The organism is Massilia sp. Masssp93 (genome assembly GCF_059491295.1).
Window position 1 is genome coordinate 5,868,481 of the sequence record NZ_CP168502.1, and the last position, 17,720, is coordinate 5,886,200.

Consider the following 17,720-nt stretch of genomic DNA (forward strand, 5'->3'; position numbering starts at 1 on the left):
GGGCGGGCTTCCGCCCACCGGACGCTCGCGTCTCGGTAACGCATGGTGGGCACGGGGTGCCCACCCTACTGAAATAGGCGCTTAGATCATTTCGCGATCTTCACCAGCACGACGTCGTTGACGCGCATCGGCACCTGCACGCTGGCCGTGCCGTTCGCCGCGACCGTGACCTTGCGCGTCTCCGGCTTGTCCACGGTCTGCGCCTGCAGCTTGGCGACCTGCTCGCCCGTCAGCGTCTTCGGCTTGCCCATCTCGATGTAGGCCGTGTGCGCATCGTTGGCCTTGAAGCCCGTCCGATAAACCTGCATCGTGTACGTGCCCGGCTTCATGCCCTTCAGCGCGAGTTTCAAAGGCGTGCCGGCGTGCGTCGGCTGGACCACGCCGAAGAACGGACGGTTGCTCTTGTTGCCCATGTCCGGCGTCTGGAAGTCCCACGCAAGCACCTGCACGCCGTTCGCGTCCTTCGTCACCCAGCTTTGCTTGTCGGTGGTCTGCACCTGCTGGTCGCCCAGCTCATGCATGTACTTGTACGCGAACCAGGCCGGCTTGCGGATGCCCTGCGGGTTCATCAGGCCGAAACCGCCTTCGAACGGCGCGGTCGGCGGGCCCGGTTCCTCGAACAGGTCCGTGTAGGTCCAGTAGCTCATGCCCTGCGCGATGCCCTCGGTCGCCTTCAGCTTGCTGAGGATGTAGGCGGCGCTCATGTACGAATCGTGCACGAGGTCGCGCGGCGAGTAGCTGGTGCTCCATTCCGTGAAGTACAAGGGCAGCTTGGGCAGGTAGGACGCTTCGATTTCCTTCCGCACCTTGCGTACGTCGCCGACGATGCCGTCCGGCGATGGGGACAGCTTGTTGTCGCCCTTGCCCTCTTCGTCCAGGAAGCCGCCGTTCACGCCGTACGTGTGCGTCGTGATGAAGTCGACGGCCGCGCCGCTCTGCTTCGTGTGCGCGAGGAATTCCGGCACCCAGGCCGCGCCCGCCGTCGACGGACCGCCCACGCGCAACGCCGGGTCGATCGCCTTGAGCGTCTTCGACGTCAGGTCGAACAGGTCGAAATAGGCCTTCTGATCGGCCTTTTCCCAGAAGCCGTCCAGGTTCGGCTCGTTCCACACTTCGAAGAACCAGGTGCGCACTTCGTCCTTGCCGTAGCGCTGCTGCACGTGGCGCACGAAGGCGTCGACGAGGCCCGCCCACTGGTCCGGTTTCGGATGCGACGTGTTGCCCTTCCAGTAGAAGATCGTCTGGTCCGACGTCTTCATCGCGTCCGGCGTGAAGCCCAGCTCGACGAACGGCTTGATGCCCATGCCCAGCAGCTTGTCGTACAGGTAGTCGAGCTTGGTCCAGTCGTACACCGGCTTGCCGTCGACAACTTTATAGGTGCCCAGCACGTCGTGGAAGATGGCGTGGAAGCGGATGTAGCGGAAGCCCAGTTCATCCTTCGCAATCTTGAGCTGGGCCAGGCTGTCGTCGCGGATCAGCGTGCCCGGATAGTCGGAGCCCACCGACAGGTCGGCGAAGTGATCGCGAGCGACGGTCGGCGCCTTGGCGTCGATGACGATCTGGCGCCCGGCGTCCGCCGCCAGGGCAGTCGCGGGCAGTGCGAATGGAGTGGTAAAAGCCAGCGCCAGAGCGGCGCGCAGCACGGTGCGGCGGTGTCTCATGCTTATTGTCCTTATAACGTCGGAGCTCGCTTTTAGAGGAAATGTTTGCGCTAACAGTGCGAGTTGACGACAGGATAGTAGATTACCGCCGTTTAGTAAAATCAAAAAACCAAATGACTTCCCGCGGCACGATGCGGGAAGCCGTGGTCCCGCGTTCTCAGCCGTCGATCCGCACGGACACGCCCGTGTTGCTGTAGATGACGGTCGACTTGTAGCCGTCCGCGACGACGTTCGTGAACACGCCCTTGCGGCTGGCGGCCGACAGCACTGGATACGTCGTGCCGACGGACGGCCTGAAGCCGCCGGCGAATGTCACGTGCAGGGTGCCGCCGAGGATCGTTGCCGTGCCTTGCACCGCCACCGTGCCCGCCTGATTGGCGCCGAGGGAAATGTCGAGCGTGCCCTTGTCCAGCTGCGCATAGTTGCCGCCGATGGCGAGCTGGCCCGGCGCCGCGCTCGCGAGCGTGCCCGCGCCGCCAACATACACGTCGCCCGTGCCGAGCGCACCGTTCGCATCCGCTTCCAGCGTGCCGCCGGCGATCTCCGTGCCGCCCGTCCAGCTGTTCTTGCCATACAGCGCCAGCCGGCCCGTGCCTTTCAGGGTCAGCTTGCCGCTGCCGGAAATGTCGTTGCGCCAGGCGTCCATCGCCCAGAAGCCGCCGCGCGACGCATCCATCGTCACGACGACGCTGCCGGTGAACACGCCGTAGCCGTCCGCCGCGGCGAACAGGTTCAGGCGGCCCCAGCCTTCGGCGTCGTCCAGCAGCGGATAGCCCGACGGCAGCGCCGTGCTGCGCAGCACGGCCCGGCGCTGCATCGCATCGAGGTAGGGCAGGCGCGTCTCGATGATGGCTTCCGCGCCCTTGGGCACGACGGCCGGCACATTCGTCGCCTTGATGGGCGTGAAGCCGAACGTCAGGCGGCGCAGATAATTCGCCTTGTTCGTGTCGTGGTCGGCGAAGCGGTCCGTCGCGGTCGTGCCGCCGTGCGCGTAGGCATACAAGGTGTCGGCATTCGTGCCCGTCTGCGCCTGCAGCCAGGCGTGGGCGTCGGCATGGGTCTGTCTGACTGAGGGAACGAAATTTTGTTTGGTTGGTCAGATGGCGATGAGCCGAACTGACCTAACTGAACAGCAATGGCGGCAGCTGGAACCACATTTGCCGCCCAATCCACATCACGGTCATGCTTATGTCGGGCACAGACACGTGATTAATGGGATCGTGTGGCGGTTGAGGACTGGCGCGCCTTGGCGCGACATCCCACCCCGCTACGGTCCTTGGCAGACCTGTTACGACAGGTTTGTGCGTTGGTCGCGCAACGGCACATGGCAACGTCTACTCAAGATCATGCAGGCGGCCGCGGATGCATCCGGCCGCATCGACTGGGACGGAGCCGCGCTTGATGCGACCCACGTGAAAGCTCAGCGAAGTGCCGCTGGGGCTCGAAAGACACTTCCTGCGGCAGAAAAAAGGGGGATGTAATTGACGAGTGGCTGGGGCATTCTCGTGGTGGACTCACCAGCAAGATCCATCTTTGCGTGGATGGAAACGGTCTGCCATTGTCCTTCATCGTCACGGCCGGCCAATGCAGCGACGCGGCGAACATCGGCCCTGTTCTTGACGCCATTTCAGTACCCCGACCAGGGCGAGGCCGGCCACGCAAACGCCCGACATGCTTGCGTGTCGACCGCGCTTACGGTGCCCGGCATTATCGGCGACAGATCCAACAACGGGGCATCCGCTGCGTGTGCCCCGAACGACTTGATGCGCAGAACAGCCGGCTGCGCAAAGGGCGTCGCGGTGGCTCGCCTCCACGATTCGACGCCGAAGCGTACAAGGGCCGCAACGTCGTCGAACGCGCGATCAACCGATTAAAAGACTTCCGCGCCGTCGCAACGCGATACGACAAACGCGGCCATAACTTCTCTACGGCCGTGCTTGTCGCGACAATTATTTTATGGCTCCTCTGAGATCAGTCAGACACGCCCATAGGCCTTCTGCTTCAGGGTCGCGTTGGCGGCGGCGTTGATATTGCCCGTGAAGATGGCATGCGCCAGCATGCGGCCGCCCATCACGTCCAGCGGCGAATGCATGCCGGCCAGGATGCGGTTCTCGCCCAGTTCCAGGCCGCGCGAGATCATTTCCTGGAAGCGCTCCGGCAGCGCGTACGCCATCGCCAGCGAATTCAGCATCGCGGCATTCGTGTGGCCGCTGGGGAAGCCGCCGTCCGTCGCGGGCGTCGGGCTTTTCGCCGGTTCCAGTGCCGGCACGACCTTGACCGCGCTGCTCCAGCGCCACGGGCGCGGGTATTTGTAGAAGCGCTTGGACGGTTCCGTCGAACCATTGCTGCGCATCGCATTAATGAACGACACGACAGAGCCGAATTCGGCCGTGGTCGCATCGCCGGCGCCGTTGCCGCCGTCGTCATATTTGACCGTCGTGGCGTCGGGCGCGACGGCCGTGATCGTCGTCGTCGCCCTGGTTCCGGCGCGCCAGGCCGCCGTCAGCGGGCCCATGCCGTCGACGATGCTGTAGGCCTGGTTCTGGCGGTCGTCCAGGTAGGCGTTCGTCGCCTGCGCGGCCGTGCGCTGCGTGGTCGCGTCGACGACGTACTGGATGTTCTTGTCGTGCACGGCCTGGTTCAGCACGGTGCCCTGGCCCGGCAGGCCGTTCCACGTGCTGACGTCGACCGTCTGCGTGACGGGTTGCCACAGTTCCAGGAACGGCGCCAGCGCGCGCACGCCGGCATTGACGTCGACCGTCGGCTGGCTCTGTTGGTTAGTTGCGGCATTGTCGACGAAGGCGGCGACGGATGGCGCCGGTACATTCTCGACGAAGCCCGGATCGGCCGGCGCGGCGGGGGCGGTCGAGACTGGTGCGACATCGATATAGTCGCTGCTGCCGCAAGCGGACAACAGTAAGAGGACGGCGATGGCGATCGCGTGGCGGGACAGGACGGCGTGGGAACGTGGCATGGTTGCTCCGGAGACAGTGGAGCCGCGCATTATTCCTTTGCAATATGACGAGAACGTGAAGCTCGCATGCGTGCGCCGGCGTCATGAAATAAGCGATGAAACGTCGACCGGTACGGGGTGCGCTTACTGAAATTTCCATGAAAAAAAGGGACAGGCGCACGCCTGTCCCTTCTTCCGTTTTTGCGGCTGCCTCATGGGGCCGCCGTCGTCTCCCCACTGATCTTTCTCCGGCCGGTGTTACTCGGCCAGGCGCTTCTCCAGCTGCTGCTTGGTGGCCACCAGTTCCTGCGGCAGGCGGTAGGCCAGCTTGTCGAACAGCTCGGTGTGCAGTTTGAGTTCTTCGCGCCAGGCATCCTTGTCGATCGACGTGATCCGGTCGAATTGCTCGGTCGTGAAGTCGATGCCGGTCCAGTTCAGGTCGCCATACGTCGGCGTGGTGCCGAACATGTGCTCGACGCCGCCGGCCTGGCCCTGGCTGCGGTCCAGGATCCACTTCAGCACGCGCATATTGTCACCGTAGCCCGGCCACACGAACTTGCCCTGGTCATCGGTGCGGAACCAGTTGACGCAGAAGATCTTCGGCAGCGCTTGCGGGTTCTTGGCGGCTACTTTCTTGCCGAGATCGAGCCAGTGCTGGAAGTAGTCGCTCATGTTGTAGCCGATGAACGGCAGCATGGCGTACGGGTCGCGGCGCACGATGCCCATCTGGCCGGCGGCGGCGGCCGTCGTTTCCGAGCCCATCGTGGCGGCCATGTACACGCCTTCCGTCCAGTTGCGGGCTTCCGTCACGAGCGGCACCGTCGTCGAACGGCGGCCGCCGAAGATGAAGGCCGAGATCGGCACGCCGGCCGGATCGTCCCAGGCCGGGTCGATCACGGGGTTGCGCGTGGCGGCAACGGTGAAGCGCGCGTTCGGGTGCGCGGCCTTGGTGCCGGAGGCCGGCGTCCAGTCGTTGCCCAGCCAGTCGATCAGGTGCGCCGGCGGCTCCTTCGTCATGCCTTCCCACCACACGTCGCCATCATCGGTCAGCGCCACGTTGGTGAAGATGACGTTTTCGCGCAGCGACGCCATGCAGTTCGGATTCGTCTTTTCGTTCGTGCCCGGGGCGACGCCGAAGTAACCCGCTTCCGGGTTGATGGCGTACAGCTTGCCGTCCGCGCCCGGCTTGATCCAGGCGATGTCGTCGCCGATGGTCGTGACCTTCCAGCCCTCGAAGCCGGCGGGCGGGATCAGCATCGCGAAGTTCGTCTTGCCGCAAGCCGACGGGAACGCGGCCGCGACGTATTTCTTGTCGCCCTGCGGCGATTCCACGCCCAGGATCAGCATGTGTTCGGCCAGCCAGCCCGGACCGCCCTGCTGGGCGTCCTGGTAGCCCATGTTCGAGGCGATGCGCAGCGCGAAGCATTTCTTGCCGAGCAGCGCGTTGCCGCCGTAGCCGGAGCCGAACGACCAGATCTCGCGCGTTTCCGGGTAGTGCACGATGTACTTGGTCGAGTTGCACGGCCAGCGCACGTCCTGCTGGCCCGCCTGCAGCGGCATGCCGACGGAGTGCACGCACGGCACGAAGTCGCCGTCGCTGCCCAGCACGTCATACACGGCCTTGCCCATGCGGGTCATGATGCGCATGTTGACCGCGACATACGGCGAATCCGACAGTTCCACGCCGACATGCGCGATCGGCGAGCCCAGCGGGCCCATCGAGAACGGCACGACATACATCGTGCGGCCGGCCATGCAGCCGTCGAACAGGCCGTTCAGGGTCTGGCGCATCTCGTTCGGGTCGACCCAGTTGTTGGTCGGGCCCGCCTGTTCCTTCGTTGCCGCGCAGATGAAGGTGCGGTCTTCCACGCGCGCCACGTCGCTCGGGTCGGAGCACGCCAGATAGGAATTCGGGCGCTTTTCCGGGTTCAGGCGCTTCATCGTGCCGGCCTCGACCATCTGCGCGCACAGGCGGTCATACTCTTCTTCCGAGCCGTCGCACCAGTAGATGGCGTCGGGCTTCGTGAGGGCCGCGATGTCGGCCACCCAATTGATGAGTTTGTTGTGCTTGATGTAAGCTGGGACGTTCAGTGCGGCGACGCCGCCCATCACGGGCTGGTTCATACATACCTCCAATGCCAATTAAGAATTCCTGGCGATTCCGATGCCTTTTCATGCGGCAGAGGCGGCGGCCTGCAATGCGCGCGGTCATCGAAATCCCGTTAATCTTGTCCCGGCAGGATCGTCGTCAAGGATGGCCTCGTGGGCCCGCACCAGGGAATCCGTGCGGTTCACGGCTCGGCGCTACGGCGGTCATGTCGCCAGCCAGGGGACGCGTGTGCGCGGTGCCGCCGGACTGGTTGGAACGTGTGCTACTGGCCTCAAGTAATATCAATCTGACATCATGGGCTCTTATGTCTGGTCGATTCTACACCTGCGCAAACCCGTTTCAAATGCTTCAATAACAAAAATGTAGGAATTTTGGTTGAGTAATGTAGTAGGCTATTTCCTGCCGTTCAAATTCTGTCATTTCATTACTTTCTTGCCGATAACATCTGCCAACACCCATGAAAATTGCGATCCTTGACGATTACCAAGACGCCGTACGCGGCCTCGAATGCTTCCGTTTGCTGGACGGCTACGACGTCAAAGTGTTCAACAGTTCGACCCGCGGCCTGGGCCAGCTGGCGATCCGCCTGGCGCCGTTCGACGCCCTCGTGCTGATCCGCGAACGCACCACGTTTCCGCGCGCGCTGCTGGCCAAGCTGCCGAACCTCAAGCTGCTGTCACAGACGGGCAAGGTCGCCGGCCACATCGACGTGGCGGCCGCGACCGAGCACGGCGTCGCGATCGCGGAGGGCATCGGCTCGCCCGTCGCGCCCGCCGAGCTGGCGTGGGCATTGATCATGGCGGCCAGCCGCAAGATCGTGCCCTACGCCAATAACCTCAAGGACGGGCTGTGGCAGACGGCCTCGATCAATCCCGAGCTCAACGGCCTGGGCCGCGTACTGAAAGGCCGCACGCTGGGCATCTGGGGCTACGGCAAGATCGGGCACCTGATCGCGGGCTATGCGAAGGCGTTCGGCATGCAGGTGATGGTGTGGGGCAGCGAAAAAAGCCGTGCCGCCGCGGCCGCGGACGGTTTGTCGGCCGCGCCGACGCGCGCGGCGTTCTTCGAGCAGGCCGACGTGGTGACGCTGCACCTGCGGTTGAACGATGCGACGCGGGGCATCGTCACGGCCGACGACCTGGGCCGCATGAAGCGCGACGCCTTGTTCGTGAACACGAGCCGCGCGGAACTGGTCGAGGAAGGCGCGCTGGAGCATGCACTGCGCAAGGGCCGGCCGGGCCAGGCGGCGCTGGACGTGTTCACGAGCGAGCCGCTGGCGGCGGATGCGCCGCTGCTGAAGATTCCGACCGTGCTGGCGACGCCGCACCTGGGCTATGTCGAGCGCGACAGTTATGAGCTGTATTTCCGGGCGGCGTTCGAGAATGTCGTGCAGTTCGCGAACGGAAATCCGACCAATATCCTGAATCCTTGACGCGCATGGTGCCGTCCCTTTTCAACGGGAAGCATCGGCGCCGACCGTGACTTGCGCACCGGTCTCGCGCGATTTCACCGCGTCGACCAGCCTTTCGATGCCCCGGAAGTCCAGGGCATCGGTGCGACGCCGCACTTCCTCGAGGAAGTGCGCGTAGTCGGCGCGGGCCGCATGGGCGTCGATCCACGTTTCGATGTCGCTGAAACGGCCGCTGCGCGCGAATCCGGCCAGCCTGTCGAGGGCGCCAGGATCCGGACAGGCCGGCAAGGCGTGGGGACCAGGCGCCGGCGCCGGCCGATCGGCATGCATGGGCGGCGCGAAATCGGATCCGACGGCGCGCACGGCGATCCGGAACGAGATCGACGTGCCGGCGCCCGGCACGCTGGCCACCCGCAGCGTGCCGCCCATGGACCGCACGATGCGGTCGGCGATGAACAACCCCAACCCGGTTCCGCCATCGGTCGGATGCACTTGCCGGAACGGCTGGAAGACATCGGCTTTTCCATCCGCGTCGAAGCCGATGCCGGTGTCGGCGACTTCGATGCCGATATCGTATGTGCCCCCGTCGTCGTGCGCATCGACGGCAAGCGAGACCTGGCCGTCGCGCGTGAATGTCGATGCGTTGGACAGCAGGTTGAGCAGCACTTGCTGCAGGCGTGTCCCGTCGATGATCACGGTGCGAGGCAGCGGCGTCAGGGCGCGATACGTGAACCGGTTGTCTTGCTGGGCGCACAGCGCGACGGCGTAGCGGCCGATATCGTCCAGGAAGGCGGGCAGGTCGGTTGCCTGCGGATCGAGGTCGAGTGGCTGCAGTTCGGCTTTCGTGAATTCGAGCAATTCGTCGATCAGGGCGAGCTGATAATGGATGCTGCGGTCGATGGACTGGATCAGCCTGGTTTGATGCTGTGTCGCCGTCTCCAACAAGAGTTTCGCATAGCCGTTGATCGTGGACAGCGGGGCGCGCAGGTCGTGGCTCACGTAGCCGAGAATTTCGACCTTCTGGCGCACGTTGACCTGTGCCTGGTGCAGGGCGTCGTTGAGCGCCAGCGTGCGCTTCGCGACTTCTGCCCGCAGGCGTTCCTGTTCCGTTCGCTGCTGCTGTTCCAGATGCTGCCTTGCTTCTCCGCGTTGCCGGCCGACGTGATGGATCCAGGCCGCCAGGACCACGAGATTCGTCGCCAGGCCGATGATTGCGATGATCGGGTTGGGGAAAATATCGGAGTGCAACCAAAGCAATGCCGGTGGCAACGCATCGTGTCCGTCCAGGGCCCTTATCACGTAATTGAACAACGAAAAGACGACCGTCGCGAGCATCAGGCGGCCGGTCGGGGTCCGGCGTCTGGCGAGCAACAGCGCCAGACCGATATTCAACACGCCGAACGTAACGTTCAGGCCCGCGCAAAAGCGGACGAACACATGCAGGTCGCCGAACGCCGCCCCGGCCATGCCGACCCATTCGAGCGCGAATATCGCCAGATATGCGACGCGCACGGGTATGCGGACCTTCTCGCCGCTCGCGATCTTCAGGATGAACAGGATGAAGCACGCGATCGCGAAATAGACGGACATCGTTTCGCCGCGGGCCACCCATTCGGGCGACGACGGGAATAAAAACGCGCGCAGGTAGCCGCGGATGCCTGCCTCGTACGCGGCAGTGCCGAGCGCCACCATGGCCAGCAACACGAAGGCGGCGCTACGCGAAAACAGGCCGATCAGCAGCGCGCACCACGCGAGCGCCACGAACCCGCCGAGGAGCGCGGCATCCCACAGGGCAGCGCGGACTTCGTTGGCATGCCAGGCCGGCCAGGCGACGACCGCGGGCTGCAGGCGCATCGGCTTGCGGGACGTGATGCGCACCAGTACGGGAACGCCGTCGTGCGGGCCGACGCGCACGTCGAGGACCGGATAACGCAGGCGCGCCGCATCGGCTGCGGCGCTGGCCGGAAAAACGGTGTCGGCGCGCCACGTGCCGTCCCGCAACGTGTAGAACTGGGCGCCGTCGATCCGGGGATCCTGCAGTGCCAGCACGAGCGCGCGCGCGTCGTCGGCACGATTGACGACGGTGACGTGCACCCACCATGCGGCGCGCGAAAATCCGGGATTGAGCCGCGCTCGCGTCGCCGGCAGGAAGCCGCCGCGCGGGTCACCGAGGCGCGCTGCGACCTGGTCGACTGTCTGCGCGGACGTCGGATCCTCGAAGATCGACATGCCGTCCGGCGGCGCGGGCATGGCGGCCGTGGCGGCCCGGATGCCGCAAAGCGAGAGGCACGTGAACAACAAGCCAACGAGAAGCATGCGCCAGGCCGGCACCTGTACGTTGCCCCGCCTATGCATCGGCCGGCTGCTCCACGGGCCGGTGGTCGTCCCCGATCCGGCCTTTCTGGCGCCGCCAGTCGGACGGCGTCATGTTGAAGCGTTCGCGAAATGCCGTGGCGAAATTCCCTACCGTAGAAAAACCGATTTCTTCGGCGATATCGCTGATGGTCATCGATGTCTCGCTCAGGAAGCGCCGGGCCGTCTTCAGCCGGGTTTCGCGGATATATTCGCCGGCGGTCTGGCCGAGATTGTCGCGGAACGCCCGGGACAGGCGCTTTTCGTGCGTACCGACGAGCCTGGCGAGTTCTTCGACCGTCGGTGCATGGCGCAAGTCGCGCAACAGCGCCGCGGCAGCCGCGCGAACCAGCGCGGCATCGGGTCCGTCGGGAAACTCGGGCAGGTGCTCGTCCAGGCGCCTGCGGATGATTTTCCTTAAATGATTCCGGACCCGGGCAATCACCTCCGCCGGCTCGAACGGCTTGACGATATAGTCCATCGCACCGAGTTCGAGCCCGTGAATGCGCTCGTCAAGCTTGTCGACGGCCGTCAGGATGAGAATCGGGATGGCTTGCGTGGCGGGGTTCGCGGCCAGCAGACGGCAGGCGGTAAAACCGTCCATGCGCGGCATGCGCACGTCCATCAGGATAAGGTCGGGCACGATCAGTTGCGCACGGTTGTACGCCTGTGCCCCGTCGAACGCGACGCTGATCCGGCAACGCGACGCCCGCAGGATTTCGATCAGTAACTGGAGTTCGTCGGGACGGTCGTCCACGACAAGGATATGGGCGCCAGCGACATCCTGGGCGGTATGTGGCAGCGTCGGGCGGGAAAGGCGGGACGGCATGGAACTACGAACGGTGAGGCGGCTAATGTTACCGACGGCACAAGCTTTGCAAAGAATGTAAACATTATAAGGCAGCCTGTGAGTCTTTACGGGAAATCAATTGCACCGTTCGCAACGCCAGGCAATGCGGGGGCTTGCCCGCACTGCCTGTTTCCAGGTTACCAGCGATAACCGACACCCACGCCCGCACCGAACGAGCCATGGCGCGACACGGGTTTCGACATCGAACCCTTGACCAGCCATTTCTCGGTCGCGGCGGAGATGCCGACCGCGATCGCGCTTTGCCCGCCGTACGTGCCGGCGCCCAGCGTGGCGACCTTCTCGCCCGGCAGGACCGCTTGCGGCAGGCTCGCCACCGCGATCGCGCTCGCCGTACCCGCGTTCGCGTCCTTGCGATACTGCGACAGCTCGTCGTGCACCGAATCGAGCGCGCCGTTCAACTGGCGCAGGTTCACGGCATCCGTCGGCGCCGTACCGTCGGCCACGTTCGCCAGTTGACGCTCGGCCCCGGCCGAACCGATCGACACCGTGTTGTCCCGGTCGGCAACCGAGTTCGCGCCCAGCGCGACGGCGTTGTTGGCGGTGGCCTGGCTGTTCGTACCGATGGCGGTCGAGTTCGTGCCGGAAACGGTCGAGCCCGTACCCATCGAGGTGCCGTTCGCCGCGGTGACTTTGGAATTCGTGCCGACCGCGGTACCGTTTGCCGCCGAGACGGTCGCGTTCACGCCCACGCCCGTGCCGTTGTCTTTAGAGACGTTGGCGCCGCTGCCCAGGACGGTGCCGTTCGCCGCGCTCACGGCGGAGTTGCGGCCGATTGCCGTTCCCGTCTGATCCGCGACAGTGCCGGTCGGGGCGCTCGCCATGATCTTGTCGACGGTCGTCGTCAGCGAGGAAACGTTCGTCGTCAACGTCGACACCTGGCCGGACACCGTGTTGACCTGGGTCGCCACCGTGTCCACTTTACCGGAGACCATGTCGACCCGGGTCGCCACCGTGTCCACCTTGCCGGACACCGCGTTGACCTCGGTCGCCACCGCGTCCACCTTGCCGGACACCGTGTTGACCTGGGTCGCCACCGCGTCCACCTTGCCGGACACCGTGTTGACCTGGGTCGCCACCGCGTCCACCTTGCCGGACACCGTGTTGACCTGGGTCGCCACCGCGTTGACCTGGTTCGTCACCGATGACACCTGGCTGGTGACCGAATACAGCTGCGAGCCATTCACCGCGTCCGTGCTCGTGGCGCTGACTTCGCCAGCCGCCACGTTGACGACCTGGCGTTCTGCGCCGGCAGTGCCCACGCTCGCGACGCCGGCCGGCGTGCCCGCGAAACCATTGTAGGTCACGCCGCCCACCGTCACGTTGCTGACCGTGGTCGCGGCACGCGTGGTTGCGTTGGCGCCCAGCGCAACGGAATTCACGTTCGTGGCCTTGGCGCCTTGGCCGATTGCCGTCGCCTGGTCGACCGCGGACGCGCCCGAGCCGAATGCGGCAGCCGTCGCCCCGTTCGCGACGGCACTGTCGCCGATTGCCGTTGCCTGCGCGCCGATGGCGCTGGCGCTGGCGCCGACTGCCGTCGCGTGGTCACCGTTCGCGGTGGAGTTGCCGCCCAGTGCCGTCGCCGCGAGCCCGGTCGCCGATGTCATGCGGCCGACCGCTATGGCTTCGCTGTACGCGGTCGGCGAGGTTGCGTTCGAGGTAGCCGAGGCACCGATCGCGATATTGTCGCAACCGGTTGCCGTGGCCGGATAGGTGCTGCTGCCCGAAATCGCGATATTGCCGTCACAGAATGCGGACACCTTGGTCGTACTGCCGTTCTGCGTATAGTCGGCCCGTGCCGGCGCGGAGGCGGCAAATGCGACCATGGCCGCACTGATCGCGACGGCGAGCGAGGTTTTCGATTTCACCGGCAGACGACGTGCCGGACGCGCAAACGCTTGTTGTTTATTGCTCATGTCTGTTCCATAGAATATAAATTTGCCTGTGTGACCACGTCGTCTCCTCTTTTTTGTATTGGCGAGGAGTTTGGACGACGTCGTCGAGGCAAATATTTTCCGTAGAGCAATAAATCTTTTATTTTCAGGAAATAGTTCGGCGTTCGGACTAATCGATGAACGAGCACGAGCCTCCCGCATGCGACCGGGAGTTGTCGCGAAGGTGGACCGCGAGCGGAATCCGCACCGGCGGACAGGCGCTACTGCGATGAAGGCGTGGTGCGGGGAACCGGAACCGGTCCGGGGAGACGCTGAACTAGCGGAGCTCGGGTTCGCCCGTGAAATCGGGCTTACGCATCGGCATCTCGTGCCGGCGCGTCCACAATCCGGCCCATCCGGGCGGCCATTCGATCACGGGCCCGGCGTACGCGGGTAGCCCGGCGCGCACGGGCACGACGGGCACCGGCGGCATCTCGACGAGGCCGCCGTCCGCGTTCTTTTGCATCGGCGCCATGTCGAAGGAATACATGTAGCCTGGCAGCAGCGCGTCGCACACGTTCGCGAACCAGGCCGTGTGGTCGTCGTCGCGCCCGAGCGCGCGCGCGAGGCCTTCGGGGTCGAACATCGCCAGCGCGTGGATGAGCTCGTCCGTGCTGGCACCGGGCGCGTCGCTCCAGCCCATCACGGGATTGTTGTTGTAGTCGGCACCGGAGCCGTACCAGCCTTCGCGCCACGGCCTCTGCATCCAGTCGCGCTGGCCCGTGAACAGATGCCAGCGCCAGTGCAGCCCGGATGGTTTCGGCCAGGAATACAAATACAATTTTTCGTAGCCGGCCTTGTGCAGCTCGCGCACCATCGCCATCAGGCGCGCATGCGGCATGCGGTCCGGCGGCGAGCGGCGGAACAGGATCGCTTCGCCGTCGGCGTGCTGCACTTCGTCGGTCGACAGGTTCAGGTCGAGCGTACGCGTTTCGTTGCCGAAGCGTGCGGAAATCCAGCCTGTCAGCAGGTTGACGTGGGTGATGACGCCATAACCGCGATGGCGGTGGAAGATGACGGTTCCGGGTGCGACGGGTTTCATTGGGAAGACGGGCTCGGCCCAAAAAGGAGAAAGGATACTCATCCGATCCGAACGATTCTAGCGCAGACACATACGGATACACTACGGTTTGCGGCTATCATTACCCACCTTTTTTTACCGAGTTTTCAAATCATCATGACTTTGCGGATCATCGCCACCGGCGGCACTTTCGACAAACACTACAACGAACTCAACGGCGTTCTGGGCTTTGCCGAAAGCCACCTGCCGGAGGTCATCGCGCGTTCCCGCATGACCATTCCCGTCGAGCTGCAGGTCGTCTCCCTGCTCGATTCGCTGGACATGCAGGACAGCGACCGCCGGAACGTGCTGGCCGCGTGCCAGGGCGCCAGCGAAAAGCAGATCGTGATCGTGCACGGCACAGATACGATGCGCGAAACGGCCGAGGTGCTGGGCGCGGCCGTGTCGGACAAGACCATCGTCTTCACGGGCGCCATGATCCCGTACGAGATCGCCAACTCGGACGCGCTGTTCAACCTGGGCTTCGCCTGCGCCGCGGCGCAGACGCTGCCGCCGGGCGTCTACGTGGCGATGAACGGCAAAGTGTTCACCTGGGATAACGTCACGAAGAACCGCGCAGCGGGCGTGTTCCAGGCACTGTAACCCACTGTAACCCACCACCGGGGTCAGAGCCCCGATTTTGGAAATTTCCCAAAATCGGGCTCTGACCCCGGTGTGCCGGGCGCTGCGCGCGTTCGCCAGTTCCTATAATGGTTTTCCCCACGAACCTGAGGAGCCATTGCGATGAGCGAGCAGCGCCCCACCCTGACCACGCGCCAGGGCCATCCCGTCCGCGACAACCAGTCCATGCGTTCCGTCGGCGAACGCGGTCCGGCCACCCTCGAGAACTACCAGTTCATCGAAAAGATCACCCACTTCGACCGCGAACGCATCCCCGAGCGCGTGGTGCATGCGCGCGGCACGGGCGCGCATGGCTACTTCGAAGCCTACGGCAAGATCGGCGACGAGCCGGCCGGCAAGTACACCCGCGCCCGCGTGCTCAACGAGACAGGCGTGCAGACGCCCGTGTTCGTGCGCTTCTCGACCGTGATCGGCGCCAAGGACTCGCCGGAGACGGCCCGCGATCCGCGCGGCTTCGCCGTCAAGCTCAAGACGGTCGACGGCAACTGGGACCTCGTGGGCAACAACCTGAAGGTCTTTTTCATCCGCGACGCGATCAAGTTCCCGGACATGATTCACGCCTTCAAACCGGACCCCGTCACGAACCAGCAGGAGCCGTGGCGCTTCTACGATTTCATCTGCAGCCATCCGGAAGCGCTGCACATGGTTACGTGGGTCAAGAGCCCGTGGGGCATCCCGGCCAATTACCGCGAGATGGAAGGCTCGGGCGTCAACACGTATAAACTCGTGAACGACCAGGGCATCGCCCACCTCGTCAAATTCCACTGGCAACCGAAACAGGGCGTGCGCAACCTGACGAGCCAGCAAGCCGCCGAGATCCAGGCGCACGACACCAGCCACGCCACGCGCGACCTGTACGATGCGATCGAGCGCGGCGAGTTTCCGGAATGGGAATTCTGCGTGCAGGTCATGAGCGACGGCGAACATCCCCAACTCGACTTCGACCCGCTCGACGACACCAAGCGCTGGCCGGAAGACCAGTTCCCGCTGCTGCCCGTGGGCCGCATGGTCCTGAACAAGAACCCGGACAACGTCTTCGCCGAAACGGAACAGTCGGCCTTCGGCACGGGCGTGCTCGTCGACGGCGTCGACTTCTCGGACGACAAGATGCTGCAGGGCCGGACGCTGTCGTACTCGGACACCCAGCGCTACCGCGTCGGTCCGAACTACCTGCAACTACCGATCAATGCCCCGCAAGACAAAGCCATGGCGCGCACGAACCAGCGCGACGGCCAGATGACGTTTTATGTCGACGGCGGCGGCGAAGAAAAACACATCAATTACGAACCGAGCCTGCTGGGCGGCCTGGGTGAAGCGCCGCAGCCGGACAAGGATTATCACCAGCACGTCGAGGGCCACCTGGGGCGCTACCAGACGAGCCGCACGGCCGACGACTACCGGCAGGCGGGCGAGCGCTACCGCACGTTCGCGGACTGGGAGCGCGACGAACTCGTCAACAACGTCGGCGGCGACCTCAAGAAATGTCCCGACGTGATCCAGCTGCGCATGGTGTGGCATCTGTGGCATTGCGACGAGGACTATGGCCGCCGCGTGGCCGAGGTCGCCGGCATCGACCTGGACCAGGCCAGGGCCCTGCAGCCGCTGCCGGGCAAGCCGGCGCCGGGACAGCGCCGCGAGACGCCGACGTACACGGGCGGCCAGCCGGAAACCGGCGGCGGCAAGAAGGAGCCGGCGACCACGGAGGAAGTGGCGGCGGCGAAATAAAAGCAAAACGGCCCGGACATGCATCCAGGCCGTTTTGTTGGCGCGGCACGATCGGTGGGCACGGGGTGCCCACCATGCACACCGCCAAATTACGCCTTCGCCTCGCCGCCCAGCGCCTCGACCAGATCCGCCAGCATCTTGGCCAGTTCGCCGGTCATCAGCATGACGTCGTTGTCGAAGCGTTCGTCATCGCTGTAGGTGATGGTCTCGTTTTCCTTGATCACGTCCAGCGGCTTGATGCCCTTGACGGCCAGCTGCTCGGTCAGCACGAGCGAGATGCGGCTGTTCCACGTCATGGCCAGGCGCGTGCACTGCATGCCGGCGGCGATGTGGCGGCGGATGTCTTCCGGGTCCAGCGAGTGCTTCACGTAGCGCACGGCGGCCTTGCTTTCGCCCGTGGCGCGCAGTTCCGTGTCCTGGTCGATCGTGAAGTTGTACGGCGCCTCGTCCGATTCCAGCCAGCCCGTCATCACGGCGACCGGCGAGCGCTGCACGCGCAGCGATTCCAGCGGCATCTTGTCGACGGCCTTCAGCAGCAGCTTGATGACGTCGTCGGCCTTGCTCGGGCTGGCCGCGTCGACGATGAGCCAGCCGTTGACCGGGTCGATCCACGTCCACACGTTGCCGCGGATCGAGAAGGCGCGCGGCAGCAGCTCGTCGGCCACGCGTTCCTTGAGTTCCTTCATCGCCTTCTTGCCCGGCGGGAAGCCCTGCTGCTCTTCCAGCTCGGCGGCCCTGGCCTTGGCGACCTGGTTGATGACCGAGCTCGGCAGCAATTTCTTTTCCGTACCCAGCATCATGAGCATCTGCTTGTTGACGACGTGGACGAGCTTGCCGTTGCCGCGTGGCGAATCCCAGCCCTGGCGCAGCAATTCATTGCTGCTGGCGGGCGTGAACGCCTGCGACTGCAGCGCCTCTTCCATCTGTTCAGGGGAAAAATTCCACGGTGCGGGCAGGCGGTAGATCTGAAGATTCTTGAACCACATAACGTTGCTTCCAGTTAT

General features: G+C 64.6%; 12 protein-coding genes and 1 pseudogene. 4 read left to right on the forward strand and 9 right to left on the reverse strand.

Annotated elements, in window-relative coordinates:
* Window positions 1–86: 86 nt before the first annotated feature.
* On the reverse strand, window positions 87–1,661 hold the full coding sequence (locus ACEN9Q_RS24460) for a GH39 family glycosyl hydrolase (RefSeq protein WP_056437855.1): 1,575 nt from the start codon (window positions 1,659–1,661) through the stop codon (window positions 87–89).
* A gap of 157 nt (window positions 1,662–1,818) precedes the next feature.
* Window positions 1,819–2,664 (reverse strand): autotransporter-associated beta strand repeat-containing protein, encoded by an 846-nt coding sequence (locus tag ACEN9Q_RS24465; RefSeq protein WP_495626338.1) that lies wholly within the window; start codon window positions 2,662–2,664, stop codon window positions 1,819–1,821.
* A 103-nt stretch (window positions 2,665–2,767) separates the two neighbouring features.
* Between ACEN9Q_RS24465 and ACEN9Q_RS24470 the strand changes: the two genes are divergently transcribed.
* A protein-coding gene (locus ACEN9Q_RS24470; protein WP_425260250.1) for an IS5 family transposase occupies window positions 2,768–3,630 on the forward strand; the annotation gives its coding sequence in 2 pieces (ribosomal slippage) (window positions 2,768–3,137 and window positions 3,137–3,630; 864 coding nt in all).
* 18 nt (window positions 3,631–3,648) lie between these two features.
* Here ACEN9Q_RS24470 and ACEN9Q_RS24475 read toward each other — a convergent pair.
* Window positions 3,649–4,635: pseudogene (locus ACEN9Q_RS24475) on the reverse strand (acid phosphatase); the annotation flags it as partial.
* A gap of 237 nt (window positions 4,636–4,872) precedes the next feature.
* Complete coding sequence (locus tag ACEN9Q_RS24480; RefSeq protein ID WP_495626339.1) at window positions 4,873–6,738, reverse strand: phosphoenolpyruvate carboxykinase (GTP); 1,866 nt, start codon at window positions 6,736–6,738, stop codon at window positions 4,873–4,875.
* Between the two features lie 443 nt (window positions 6,739–7,181).
* On the opposite strand from ACEN9Q_RS24480, the gene ACEN9Q_RS24485 reads away from it, so the two are divergent.
* On the forward strand, window positions 7,182–8,156 hold the full coding sequence (locus ACEN9Q_RS24485; RefSeq protein ID WP_495626340.1) for a D-2-hydroxyacid dehydrogenase family protein: 975 nt from the start codon (window positions 7,182–7,184) through the stop codon (window positions 8,154–8,156).
* A 21-nt stretch (window positions 8,157–8,177) separates the two neighbouring features.
* Here the strand turns inward: ACEN9Q_RS24485 and ACEN9Q_RS24490 are convergent, their stop codons facing one another.
* From ACEN9Q_RS24490 to ACEN9Q_RS24505, 4 genes are all read right to left on the reverse strand, one after another.
* Entirely contained in the window at window positions 8,178–10,451 is a 2,274-nt protein-coding gene (locus ACEN9Q_RS24490; protein WP_495626341.1) for a sensor histidine kinase, read from the reverse strand.
* 31 nt (window positions 10,452–10,482) lie between these two features.
* Window positions 10,483–11,316, reverse strand: coding sequence for a response regulator transcription factor (locus tag ACEN9Q_RS24495; RefSeq protein ID WP_495626342.1), 834 nt, complete (start codon window positions 11,314–11,316; stop codon window positions 10,483–10,485).
* Window positions 11,317–11,474: 158 nt separating this feature from the next.
* Window positions 11,475–13,271, reverse strand: a complete 1,797-nt coding sequence (locus ACEN9Q_RS24500; protein WP_495626343.1) for a YadA family autotransporter adhesin — start codon at window positions 13,269–13,271, stop codon at window positions 11,475–11,477.
* Between the two features lie 295 nt (window positions 13,272–13,566).
* Window positions 13,567–14,331 (reverse strand): L-asparaginase, encoded by a 765-nt coding sequence (locus ACEN9Q_RS24505; protein WP_495626344.1) that lies wholly within the window; start codon window positions 14,329–14,331, stop codon window positions 13,567–13,569.
* A 135-nt stretch (window positions 14,332–14,466) separates the two neighbouring features.
* On the opposite strand from ACEN9Q_RS24505, the gene ACEN9Q_RS24510 reads away from it, so the two are divergent.
* Both ACEN9Q_RS24510 and ACEN9Q_RS24515 read left to right on the forward strand, forming a co-directional pair.
* Window positions 14,467–14,952 (forward strand): asparaginase domain-containing protein, encoded by a 486-nt coding sequence (locus ACEN9Q_RS24510; protein WP_056437836.1) that lies wholly within the window; start codon window positions 14,467–14,469, stop codon window positions 14,950–14,952.
* A 141-nt stretch (window positions 14,953–15,093) separates the two neighbouring features.
* Entirely contained in the window at window positions 15,094–16,716 is a 1,623-nt protein-coding gene (locus ACEN9Q_RS24515) for a catalase (protein ID WP_495626345.1), read from the forward strand.
* A gap of 89 nt (window positions 16,717–16,805) precedes the next feature.
* Here the strand turns inward: ACEN9Q_RS24515 and ACEN9Q_RS24520 are convergent, their stop codons facing one another.
* Window positions 16,806–17,702, reverse strand: a complete 897-nt coding sequence (locus tag ACEN9Q_RS24520; protein WP_495626346.1) for a recombination-associated protein RdgC — start codon at window positions 17,700–17,702, stop codon at window positions 16,806–16,808.
* Window positions 17,703–17,720 lie beyond the last annotated feature (18 nt).